Genomic DNA, 12941 nt, shown 5'->3' on the forward strand with positions numbered 1-12941 from the left:
ATTTTTTATTTTTCCCAAATTGATTTTTTTTTGCTATAATTCCTTTCATATTTAAAATTCGTTTTAAATTAACAAGGGAAAAGAAATAATTTATAAAATATAAAGGAGAGTAATATGAAAAAGTTATTAAATATTTTAAGTACAACTATCATAGTATCAAGCACTGCTGCAACAGTTGTGGCATGTAGTGCTGAAATGAATTCAAATGTTTATAAAGACACAGAGTTAAATAATATTAAAGATAAATCACTTATTAAATACATTGAAGCATCTTCAATGGTAGCTAAAAATTTTATTGCTGGAAGACATGAAAATGCTAACTATTCAGCAACATCTNNTTTGCAAGAATTTTTGGAAATTACTCAGCACCACTGGTTGCCCCAGATGGTCAAAAAAATTGATTTAAGTAATGCAATAAATGATTTGCATGATTTAAATCCAGTCTTACAAAATCGTGACCCAATCAAAGATATGTCGAGAGCTGCAAAAACTTATTTTGAATTTTCAGCAGATTATGAAAGTGAAGGGTATGATCCAAATAATACAATATGATCACTTTATGATATGGGACCATTAATAAATACATCACTTACAAAAGGAAATAGTAAAACTGCTCGTGATTTGTTATTTAAAAGAGATTTTTCAGAAGAACCTGGTGGAACATTTTCTCAGTATCATAATGGTGCTGGATATATGGCAAGTCACCTTTTACAAGGGTCTAACAAAATTGATGGAAAATTAACACCAATTTATGATCGTGATAGTAAAGACTATAACTTAAAATTTGAAAAAGGTGATCAAGAAGTAATTAGTTTTGGTAAAAATATGGGAGCAACTGAAAGTGGTAATCATAATATTGTTGGGATATCAGCATTAGATGTTTTTAGAACTGGACTAGAAACTTTCGGTAAAGGAACAGAAGAATTTGCTTTAGCAAGTTTATCTTCATCATTGCCGATTATTAATATTGGAAGAACATCAGACTTATTTGCCAGAGATTTTTTTAATACATATGGAACATTATTATTTTTAAACTCTAACTTTGGAGTTTGGTTTAATGAAGATGGAACTATTAACCATGAAGGAATTTTAGCTAATTCTTCAATTAAATTTGATGATACAACACACGAACAAGAAAAAAGAGTTTTTGAAATAATAAACACTCTAACAACAGAACTTTTACCATACTATATGGAAGATGCTAAAAAACCAGTTGAAGAACAAGTTGGGTTCCCATTAGATGGTTCATCAAATGAAGTTAGAAAAGCATTTAGACTTATTAGAGAAATGGCAGCTATTTTTGGAGATTTAACAAGTAACTCTCCAGACTTTGATGGAAATATCTTCAATAGCAAAATGTCTGAAATTTCTAGTAAAATGTTAGAATTATTACTTCCAATAATTGGTAAAGATGTTTCAGTGCAAATAGAAACCTTAATGGAAATCCTGGGAGAAGTATTCATGCAAGGAAAATTTCCAGCAAGAGAATTTGCAAGATTTTTAGGAGATACTAGTGCCTTGTTTACAGATGTTACAGATAATGGCGATGGAACTTATAAAGTTGTAGATAAAGAAAAAAATTACAAAGCTATTAGTAATGTTTATAACTTTAGCAAAGGTAAAACAGAGCAACAATTAAAAGATGAAGGTTATACAACAAACATAAATAAACTAAATAAATCATGAACAGATAAGGAAGGAAAATACTTTAGAACTATTATGAATTCATTTGGTTTACAAAACCAAGAACAAGAACAATATGATGAAGGAAGTATTTTTAAATGAATTGAAAATATGCAACAACCAAGTAAAGATGGACCTAACTCTGGGGGATATGATTTAATTCAAGCGTTATTTTATGATAACAGTAATCCATTTACAAAAATATTTAAAGAGGGAAATGAAAGTATAACAAACAATTGAATTGATAAAATATTTTTAGACCAAACATGAAATATTACAGCTAACGGTATTGGAGCTAATGGTGAAAGATTAGGATGAAACAAAGATCGTAATGCAGTTACATATCAATTAGATTACTATGGCCCAAAAGACGCTAGTGTAGATTTATCAACTCATGAAAATAAAATAAACTATTTAAATAAAGATGAAAAATACTTAGAAGATGTTCCGCAACAACTACAAGATTTATCATTTGAAGACCAAGTTAAATATGATGGGTTAGGAAATGAATACTTAGAAAATAGTGACCAAGTAAAATATAGTTATGTAGTCACATATGAAAATATAAATTCTGATAGTAAAATAGAACAACAGTGAAAATTTACAGATTTTGAATGATTTTACAATAATAAAAGATATTATTAAGAAGTAACATATTGTATTGTGTGTATTTGCTCACAATCGTATAATAAGGTATTATTATATTATCGTTTTATTAAGAAAATCTAGGAGAAAAAAATGCTATTATTCTTGCAATCATTTAAAAGGGCGTTTAAAGAAAAAATACAAATAATTATTTTTTTAGCACTAGTTATATTATCAACCTTACTATTAACTTCCACTTGAGTTGTATCAAATCGTTTAAATACAGGGTATGACTTTATGGGACGTGGAGAGTTTAAATATGATTATTTATTTGAATATGATTCACGTAAATCATTAAAAGAATCAAAAAAAACTATAACACCATGAAATACTTTTGCAAATGATTTTTATTCATTAGTTGAAGAAAATGCTGATGGAACAGAAGAGGTTCTTGAAACAGCACCAATTTTAACTATTGGAGATAATCAAGCACTACAAGCACTACAAGCTGATTGAATTCAATTCGAAACAAGTGATGGGATAGTAGATTCAATTAATAGTTCTAATAAGGATAAATTACAGCAAGTAATTGTAACAAAACCGCTTGAAGAAAGTGTTGACGCTGTTGATGCTATTCTTTCAAAAGGAATTTATAATATTAATACAAATTCAGATTATTTTAAAAGCTCAACAATGGGACTTATATATAAAAGAATTAAAGATAGTAATTTAGAGTTAACAAACCCTTTAGTTAAAAATTTTATTAACTATTTTACAGAATTTCACAAAAGTGATATTGCATTAAACACTAACGGAATGTTAGTTGATTATGTTAAATATTTAGCTTCATCAAGTACAGTAACAAAAGAAATTTTTGTTAATAAAGTAAACTATAGTGAAGTTGGAAAACAGTGAAGCAAAAAAGTTATTATTGGGCAAGATACAAACATTTTACCAACAAGTATAGATAACTTTTTTAATGAAGGTATTAATGGTAGATTATCAACATATATTGAAGATAAAACAGACGAAGGGGCAGTTATTCATAAATATTTTTATGCTAAAAATGTTTATGATTTAACTTCTCCAATTGTTCCAGATCCAGAAGACCCAGAAGACCCAGAATACCCAGAAATTGATAAAATATTACACGGTTACAATTCATCATTAGATTATGCAACATTTTCATATCAAGGTTTCTATGAAGATTACACAACTGCTAGAAATTTTGATGCAAAATTATTTGCTGAAAGTTATTATGATGCAATTGCAACTCTTACAAACTACAAACTATATAATAGAGAACAATATGTTTATTTCGATTTAAAGAAAGATTTAAAATATCGAATTATTAACTATGACCCCATTTATGAAGATGGTCACATGAAGTTAATTGAACAATATTCAGAATTTGATTTTGAAATGCCGGGAGTATACGTTGTTGTTTCAGCTAACCATGCTTATAAAAATAATATTAAATTAGGGGACAACTTAGAAATTGGTGAAAACAACAATTTATATGTTGGTGGTATTGGTGGAGATTCATCTAATATTTATACAACAGTTGAAAACACTGACATTTTCCCTGATGCTAAAAAAGATGTACTAGTTTATGTTCCAACAGAATTGTATTCTTTAAAAGAAGGTGAATTTGATTACATAACAAATCCAAACGATACAGATGATTTATCAACAACATTTATGGATTATCAAGGGAGTAACCTTGATGCTGATACAAAAAAATTCCAAGAGTATGCATCAAGTAATCCTAGATCTTTACATNNAAAAAAAGAAGATAATTTTTCAATTAAATCAGAAGAAGCAACTGCTTTAATTTCAACAAGATATTCATTATTAGGTAATGCTATAAATATCTATATTTTAATTAATGTTATTCTTATTGTTTTCTTCTTTGTTGTTCTAATATTTACACTAACTGTTTTAATTAAAAAAATTATTAACAAAGAAAAAATATCATCAGGAATTTTAAAAGCTAACGGTTATGGAGCTTTCCATATTTCATCAACATATTTAGTATATGCAGCGATTGCAATTCTGTTCGCAGTACCAATTGGATGGCTACTTGGAGTTGCGGTCCAAATACCATTAATGACAATCTTTAATGATTATTTTGTAATTCCAAGACAATTAGATTTTTCATATCAACCATTCTTAATTTCATTTGGATTAATGGTAGTATTTATGTTTTCAACAATTTTAATTGTTGCTATGAAACAATTAAACCGATCACCATTAGATTTATTATCACCAGATGTACCACCAAAAGTAAGTAAGCTAGCTCAATATGCTTCACGTGCTAAATTTAAAAAGTTTACAACAAGATTTAGATTAATTCTAATATCGGTTTCAGCAAAAAAAATTGCGGCATTTTCATTTACATTCTTTATTGCAACGTTAAGTTTAACGTTAGCATCAATTGTGCCAACAGCACTATCGAGATTTAGTAATGATTATTATCGTTATTTAGAATATGAACAAGATTATAAATACAATGGCGTTGTGGGTAATTTACCATTATCAAGACAACAATTAATTGAATGAGAAGGACCTAACGCAAGTAAACCTGGTTATCCTATTCAAAACAACTTACTTTTATCAGATTACATTTTAAGTGATTATGATGGAGATGATAGTTTTAATTGATATGAACCAAAAGATTTTTCATACGGTTCTGAAGATAACCCTGTAGCTGAAAATTTAGATTTTAGAAAACATGATCAAGTAATTAAAGATATGACAACTTTAAACTTTACAACAGGTAAAGGTGCTTCGTTATCTATTAATGGATTTATGGAAATTGTTAATACATTTGAAGATGAAGAAATTAGAAAAGTTGTTGAAGGTGATATTGAACTATTATTAAGAGTATTATTACCACAAGTATTTGGGCAAGGACCGGCAAACATTTCTCAAGAAGATGATTTTGATAATCGTTTAAGTGAATATATAAATCATGCAACGAAAGATTTCTTACCGGCTAAAATTAAACAATTATGAAACACTGATCGTAAACAACGAAACGAGTTTGCATTAACATTCGGAACAGAGTTATATAACAAAGATAAAGAAAATTTATATACACGTTTTGATACAAAATTTAACGACTTAACTGAAACAACTGGAGTTTACGGAATTTCTGAAGACAGCNNTTTATTGGATTTAAGAAAAAAGGTGAAAAAGAAAAAAATCTTTAATTACAATGAAGATTTAGATGTTCATAAAGATTCAATTCCGCTTATTATAAATAAAGCGGCAGAATTAAAACATAAATGAAGTGTTGGACAAACTTTAACATCAACAGCTGAAGTACCATTATTGCACTTTGCAACATGAGACAGCAGTGACAACATCGTTTACAAAGAAGTTAAAAAAGAATGATGAAGTTATAAATGAAATGAAGACGATAGAGAAAAATTAGGTTTAGATGATGTTAATTCTAAACAAGAAACAGATCCATTTAAAATTGATTTATCTAAATTAACTGGAATGCCTATCAATAAAAATAAAACACTAGGATATTATGATAAAGAAACTAAACAAGCAGAACCATATTATAGTTTAAAAAATTTAGTGTTAACAATTCCAAAAGAAGAATTTTCAGGATCAATTCCAAAGCAATTTTTAACTCCTTTAACAGGAACAACAGCTGCTCAAAGAAAAATTCCTGGGTTGTTGGATGCTAATCCAACAGGAGAATATAATGAAGAACAGTTAAACATTGTGAACGATGATGGTGGTAATTTCATTATTAAACCGTTTAGCACTGATTATGATTCACCATTAACTTCATGAGGAAGTATGGTTACAGGATATCCAACAGATTGATATAACCTAGCTTACGAAAATAACTTCTTAAAAATTCAAGATGTTAAAAAACCATTAAATTATAAAGTTGTTGGAATTCAAGATAGTTATGATGTTCCAAAAACATTTATCGATCAAAAACTAGCAAACGATATTTTAGAATATAACAATGATCTTTCAGCATATCCAATAAGTGGAGACAATCCAAACTTATGATATAACGGAAAATTTAGTAAATATGAAGATCCAGTTGATCAAACAACTAGATATAATATCATTCAAAATAATGGTTCAAACTCATTTTTAGCCTTCACAAACGGAGATACAACAAGTGGGGTTGGAGCTACCGATTATTTAAGTATTAAACGAAGTGTTATTAACCAATTAGCAATCGTAACAATTAACTTAACAATTGTCTTTGTGTCCATCACAATTGCAGCTTCAGTTATTATTATTTATATTATGACTGAGTCATTTGTTAATGGGTTCTTAAAATTCATTGCTGTAATGAAATCAATGGGATATTCAAACCGAGAAGTTAATAGTTTAACTTTAGGGATCTTTACACCATTTGTCTTTATTACTTGGGGATTAACCTTATTAGCGACATGGTGAGCAACAAAAGGGTCTGTATTGCTAGTTGCAAAATCAGCTGGTTATGCATTACCAATTTTATTCCCATGAGCACTAATACCAATTACATTAGGAGTAATTACAATAATCTATTTCTCAACATTCTTTATTTCTTACAATAAGATTAAAAAAATGTCGATTCAAGAACAAGTAAATGCTCAAGAAGTTTAAAACAGGCAACTGTTTTTTTCTTTTTTAAATACCATGTTTGTTTTTTGGTCTTAAATAAAATATAATATTTAATAATAGATATATAAATCGGAGAAACACTATGAAGAAAATACTTACTTTATTATCATCACTAACATTAGTGGCTGCTACAACAGCAACTGTTGTGGCTTGTGGAACTTTAAATAATGCCAACACTGTTGTACGTCAAAACATTTTGGGTAACAACCATGAGTTAAGAGCAAAAGTTAAAGAAACAATTTCAGAATCATTAGTTTCTACAAAGGCTAGTAAAAGCATTTTATCTGTCGATGATTTATTAACTGATATCAACTCGGCCATTCAAAGTTATGTCGCAAGTGAAAGCGAAATTGATGAGTATATTGATGAATCAACAATTGAAGCAGAACTGTTTTGAAATTATAAAGATGATGATTTAACATTTTCACAAAATAGAGGTCAAAAAATTGAAACTATCACAAGTGATTTTATAAATTATAATTTTGCTGTGGGCTTAAAATACATTGAAGTTGAATTAGATGATAATGAACGTGAGTTAGAATATGATGCTATTTCAATGATTTATAGTGAAGTTGATTTAGCTACATTACCAACTCTTAGAAAAGATTTATATGTAGAATGAGAAAATGAGTGAGATGAAACAATTGCAGACTTTAAAAGCGAAATTGTTGAAGAATATTTTGATTCAATCAAATATGAAAAAGATTTTTGAGCAACTAATGATAATAAAATGGGAGTACCAACAGAATTTTTATATGATGATGAAGACCAAAAAGAGCTTTATTCAGATGTTAAAGTACAAATTTTAGATAAAGCTGGTAATGAAATTATTGATAAAAACGATATTATTTATGATGAAGTTTATGAAGTAAGACTTTTAGGTAATGAAAAATCAAAAACATATACAGGAGAACAAAACTTATCTGTTTATGTGCAATATGATGATTAGAATAAATTTAATATTTATAAAGGACTATAATGGCGAGCAATAAAGAAACAAAAGATGTTTTAAAACAATTAAATACTGATGATAAAACAGGACTTTCAACTATTGAAGCCAATAAAAGATTAAAAGAAAATGGACCTAATGCAATTGCGGAAGATAAACACACATCACCATTTGTGCTCTTTTTAAAAGGGTTAATAGAACCACTATCATTAATTTTGATATTTACAGCAATTATTTCTTTATCAATTGAACTATTTGTAAATCAACACGCTAATTTAATTGAGTTTTCTGTAATTATATTCATTGTTGTTGTAAACGCTTTAATTCAAACTATTGAAGAAATCAAAGCTCACAATTCAATTGATGCTTTAAAAAAAATGACTATTAGTAAGTCGACAATTATTAGAGACGGTCAAACTTTAGAAGTTGAAAACAAAGAGTTAGTAACAGGAGATATAGTTCTATTGGAAGCTGGTAAATTTGTACCGGCTGATATTAGAATTTTNAATGCTAATCACTTACAAATTGATGAATCAGCTTTAACGGGAGAATCACAATCTGTTAACAAAACAAGCGATGCTTTAAAAACAACAAAAATTTTAGGTGATCAAAAAAACATGGCTTTTATGTCAACGTTTGTAACTAATGGTAGAGGAGTAGGTGTTGTTGTTAGAACAGGTCTTCAAACTGAAATGGGTAAAATATCAACAGAAATTAAAAATGTAGACAAAAGAAAGACTCCTTTAGAAGAAAAGATTAGTCGTTTTACAAAACAACTTTCAGTTATTGCCTTAGCAATTGCTGCATTTGTTTTTGCTTATTTTTTAATTGTGGATTTAACTGGTTGAACTGAGTATATTTTAACTTCAGCAACAATCGCAATTGCATTTATTCCAGAATGTTTAATGGTTATAATTTCAGTAATTTTGTCTGTTTCTTCAAAACGTATGGCAAAACAAAATGCTATTGTTAAAAATTTAGATGCTATCGAAACTCTTGGAGCTGTAAATGTTATTTGTTCTGATAAAACAGGAACATTGACACAAAACAAAATGACAGTAGTAGATGCTATTGTTAATGGACAAAAAGTTGATCCAAGTAAAATAAATTTTGAGGATAATAAACATTTTATTAATGCGAATGTATTGTGCAATGATTCAGTAAACTTTAATGATGAAAAAATTGGGGACCCAACAGAAATTGCTTTAATAAATTTCACAAAACAATATATTGGAAGTGAACTTGAGTATCGTAATACTTTTAAAAGAATATCTGAAAAACCTTTTGATTCAGATCGTAAGTTAATGTCAACTTTGAATAATGTGGGTGATAAAAAAGTTGTTTATGCTAAAGGTGCTTTTGATAATTTAATCAAGTTATCTAACAAAATTTTAATTAATGGTAAAGTAGAAGATTTAACACAAAAACACATTGATTTATATCATAAACATAGTGAAAGTTTTTCTAATAATGCATTAAGAGTAATTGGGTTTGGATATAAAGTAGTTGAAGAAAATGAATATACAGAAGATAACTTCATCTTTCTTGGAATTATTGGTATGATTGATCCTCCACGTGAAGATATTGAAGAAACTGTAAAAATAGCTAAAGATGCAGGAATTAATATTATCATGATCACAGGGGACCACTTATTAACAGCAAAAGCTATTGCAAAAAACATCGGTATTTATAACGATGATAATTTAGCTTTTTCAGGAACCGACTTAGATAACATGAGTGATGAAGAATTATTAGATAAATTAGATAATATAAAAGTTTTAGCAAGAGTAAATCCAAATCACAAAACAAGAATTGTTAAGTTGTTACAATCACAAAATAAAGTTGTTTCGATGACAGGGGATGGAGTTAATGATGCTCCAAGTCTAGCTCAAGCTGATTTAGGAATTGCTATGGGTATTACCGGGACTGATGTATCAAAAGATGCAGCAAACATGGTGCTTCAAGATGATAATTTTGCCACAATTGTTAAAGGAATTGATGAAGGAAGAAATGTTTTTCAAACAATAAAAAGATGTTTAATGTTTGTGCTAGCTGCAAACATACCATCTGTATTAATATTTGCTATGGTCACATTTATAACTGGCACAAGTCCATTTGAGGCTGTTAATATTTTATGATTTAACTTAATTATCGAAACGATTTTAGCGGTAGCGTTAGCTTTTGCTAATAAAGATAAAACTTTAATGAAAAATAAACCGCGAGATAGAAAAGAATCTTTGTTTAAAGGTACTTATTTAGAATTAATATTTTTGGTTATTATTGTATCTATATCTGGTCTTTCTGTATACTTTATTGGAAGTGAAGTTTTTGGAAATGTTGTTTTAGCAAGAAACTCAACCATTTTAATTACAGCATCATCGCCAGCATTTTATGTATTATTAATTAGATTACCTAATTATCAAGATAAAAAATCATCAATTAAAATTAACAAAGTTTTAATTGGGGGTTCTGTTTTAGCTTTAATATTAAACTGTTTTGTAATATTTACACCATTCGTTAATAAAATATTTTTAGCGTCAGCAACTTATGAAAGTATTAGCGGATATACAAGTCCTGTAACATGACAAATGGCATTAATTGTAATGGGATTCATTATTTTAACTTCTTTATCATATTTTGTTTTACAACAAATAAGATGAAAAATAAAAAGATAACACCTCAAAGGTGTTTTTTTATTGCAAACAATGGAAAATTAATAGTTTATTTATTATTTTTATAAAAAATTATTCCATATATAAACGAATGATAGTATAATATGTATGATAATTGCATAGGGAAAGAGCAGATATTTATAAGTATCTGTGGGGGGCTTATAAATGGATTCAACAACAATAATTAGTATTGCTACTCTTTCTTTTAGTATTGTTATGATATGTATATTATCTTCTTTACATTTTTTTTGATGAAAAAAAAGAAATGACTCAGTTGAGAAACGCACTTTTAAAGTAGAAAGAGAAACTTCCATTATTACTGAAATTAAGAAAAATATATTTTTGATTATTTGTTCTATTTTTGTTATTTCAGCTGGTGTTTCATTATTTGCTTTATTTTAAAACATGAAATTACATTATAAACAATTTTTTTTATTTTAAAAAAATTAGAAAGGAAACATAAAATGTTACAGTTTTTACAAAAATTGGGAAAATCTTTACAATTCCCAATCGTAGTATTACCTATTGCAGCCATTCTTCTTAGAATTGGTAGTCTTATGGCAGATCCAACTATTAACGCGGAACTGGCTCAAGGTGGAAATTTAGAAGCTTTTTGATATATAGGTAATATTTTAGCGTCTGTTGGTAAAGCTGCTCTAGATAACCTTGCACCTTTATTTGCTGTTGGTTTAGGGTTTGGTCTTGCAAAAGACCACCGTGGAGAAGCTGCGTTAGTAGCACTTTTTGGATGATTCGCATTAACAAACTTAATGAACGTCGTACCAAAATGATTCTATGAAAAAGCTTTACTAAGTGATAGACCAATCGGAGGATGACCTGAAGAATACTTCTTTGGAAATGCCGATGGAACACAAAAATATTCATTACTTTTATATATTTTTGACTTCGGACAAAAAGCAGAAGTAGGAGATACAACATATTTTGGAGCAAGTTATTCAATTAATATGGGTGTATTTGGAGGGATACTTGCGGGGGTAAGTGTTGCTTGAATTTACAACAAATATCAAAACGTTCAATTACCAGCTGCGTTAGGATTTTTCTCAGGACGTAGATTTGTACCAATGGTAACAGCATTATACTTTTTATTAGGTTCATTTGTTGTTGCAGCTATTTGACCATGATTCCAAATAGCATTACTTTACTTAGGAATGGGATTGGGAGCAATTCCACCACTTGGAGCTTTCTTCTACGGAATTTTTAACCGTTTATTAATTCCAACAGGATTACACCAAGTATTAAATACTTACTTATGATTCCAACAACCAGTTATTGGCCACATTATGAATGACCCAGTAACAGGTGAAGCTTTATGACAAATTATTGATGGAGCTGTTGTTTGATCAAATGAAGAAACAATTATTCAAGGAGATATCAATGCTTTCTTAGACAAAATGTATGCTAATGCAGAATTTGGTTTAGCTGGAGGAAGTGGTATTTTCCAAGCTGGATTCTTTACATCAATGATGTTTGGATTACCAGGGGCTGCTTTAGCCATGATATTATGTGTTAAAGATAAACAAAAAAGAGCAGAAGTTTCAGGGATTCTTGGATCAGCTGCCGGAGTATCATTCTTAACAGGTGTTACAGAACCATTAGAATTTGCATTTATGTTCTTAGCACCAGTATTGTTAGCGTTACACGCCGTTCTGACAGGGGTATTTGCCGCTATTATCGTTGGAATGGGAATTAGATTAGGATTCGGATTTAGTGCTGGATTTATCGATTACGCTCTTTCAATTAAAACTGGATGAGATATGTCATTAATTAGTGCTGCTCAAAATGGTAGTGCATATAAATTCTTTGCTAACCCATTAATGTTATTACCGGTTGGAGTAGTGCAGTTTGCTATTTACTTCTTCTTATTCAAAATCGTTATTATGAAATTGAACTTACCTACACCAGGTAGAGAAGAAGAAGCTGCAGAAATTGCTAAAAAATTAGGTAAAACATTAGTTGGTTCTAAAAAATCTGTTAAAAAAGAAGATAAAAAATTAGCAACAATGGGAGCAGCGGTTGGTTCAACAGAAACAACAACTAGTGCACCCGCTGGTATTACTGGGGGAAGAGTTAATTTAGACAAACACCCAGAAGATGCTTTACCACTATCTAAAATTATTTTAGAAGCTGTAGGTATTGATAATTTAATTGAAACTGATAACTGTATTACTCGTTTGAGATTAGCAGTTAAAGATAATTCAAAAGTTGATATTGATGCTATTAAAGCAACAGGGGTTCCTGGGGTTTTACAAACAGGTAAAGGAAAACAATTACATGTTATTATCGGGCCAAAAGTTGAAATGGTCGCAAAAATCTTTAAAGAACTTGCAGGAAAATAACTAATATTTTAAAAAACAAACTTATTAAAGTTTGTTTTTTTTATGAAA

6 protein-coding genes are annotated in these 12941 nt (G+C 28.9%); all 6 read left to right on the forward strand.

The annotated features are described in order from the left end of the window. Positions 1-114 precede the first annotated feature (114 nt). The 6 genes from NPX79_RS02065 to NPX79_RS02090 all read left to right on the forward strand — a co-directional run bounded on the left by NPX79_RS02065 (position 115) and on the right by NPX79_RS02090 (position 12893). On the forward strand, positions 115-2328 hold the full coding sequence (locus NPX79_RS02065; RefSeq protein WP_381415461.1) for a lipoprotein: 2214 nt from the start codon (positions 115-117) through the stop codon (positions 2326-2328). 93 nt (positions 2329-2421) lie between these two features. Further along, the gene (locus NPX79_RS02070) at positions 2422-6897 is read left to right on the forward strand and encodes an FtsX-like permease family protein (protein WP_381414784.1); all 4476 of its coding nucleotides are present in this window, start codon (positions 2422-2424) and stop codon (positions 6895-6897) included. Positions 6898-6997: 100 nt separating this feature from the next. Continuing rightward, entirely contained in the window at positions 6998-7864 is an 867-nt protein-coding gene (locus NPX79_RS02075) for a lipoprotein (protein ID WP_381414785.1), read from the forward strand. Positions 7865-7893: 29 nt separating this feature from the next. Beyond that, positions 7894-10539, forward strand: a complete 2646-nt coding sequence (locus NPX79_RS02080; RefSeq protein WP_381414786.1) for a cation-translocating P-type ATPase — start codon at positions 7894-7896, stop codon at positions 10537-10539. A 162-nt stretch (positions 10540-10701) separates the two neighbouring features. Beyond that, positions 10702-10938, forward strand: a complete 237-nt coding sequence (locus NPX79_RS02085) for a hypothetical protein (RefSeq protein ID WP_381414787.1) — start codon at positions 10702-10704, stop codon at positions 10936-10938. A gap of 62 nt (positions 10939-11000) precedes the next feature. After that, positions 11001-12893: a PTS transporter subunit EIIC gene (locus NPX79_RS02090; protein WP_381414788.1), complete on the forward strand. Its 1893-nt coding sequence runs from the start codon at positions 11001-11003 to the stop codon at positions 12891-12893. Positions 12894-12941: the final 48 nt, after the last annotated feature.

Origin of the sequence: Spiroplasma endosymbiont of Anurida maritima (assembly GCF_042465095.1) — a bacterium.
Classification (GTDB): domain Bacteria; phylum Bacillota_I; class Bacilli_A; order Mycoplasmatales; family Mycoplasmataceae.